Annotated in this window: 2 pseudogenes; both read left to right on the top strand. The window is 42.9% G+C overall.

Annotated elements, in window-relative coordinates:
* Window positions 1–220, top strand: a pseudogene (locus tag ACS8FC_RS19000) (DNA topoisomerase IV subunit B); the annotation flags it as partial.
* Between the two features lie 151 nt (window positions 221–371).
* A pseudogene (locus tag ACS8FC_RS18995) lies at window positions 372–609 on the top strand (glycerol acyltransferase); the annotation flags it as partial.

Raw genomic sequence — 609 nt, 5'->3', positions numbered from 1 at the left:
CAAAAAAGCGCAAATTACCCGCTTTAAGGGTCTCGGTGAGATGAGTGCAGAGCAGCTACGTGAAACGACGATGAGCCGTGATACACGCAGGTTAGTACAGCTAGATATGGATGACATGGTATTGACCAATGGTATTATGGATATGCTACTAGCGAAAAAACGTGCCGCTGATCGCAAGTCGTGGCTAGAGAGCAAGGGCGATTTGGCTGATATTTCTTAAGAAGTAGCAGTGAGTATTAAGAAGTATTAGTAATTCTTGAACGATTGCAGGGCAAAATACCAAAATAGGCTATTACTTATATTTATAGCTAAGCAATTTTTGTCATAGTAAAAGCACGCAAAAATCAGCCTCGCCTTATAGGCTTAATGTTATGATGTCAGTAACTTCATTATATTATACTGTCATGATACCAAAGATTTTTAAACGCTCTAAGTCTGATGCTGCTCCGTCTGCGCGCTCAAAAATACTGCCGAATCTTAGTAGAGAGCAGGTGGGTGACAACGTGCCTAGGCGTGGCAATAAAGTATCGCCCATCATTGGCTCTTGGTTGATGAAAACAGCAGGATGGCGGACAGTCGGTGAGATACCTAATATCTCTCAGGCCGTGG

It is taken from the genome of Psychrobacter sp. 1Y4, from assembly GCF_051847555.1.
The sequence above is the reverse complement of the archived record's forward strand: the minus strand, read 5'-3'. Positions and strand labels throughout refer to the sequence as shown.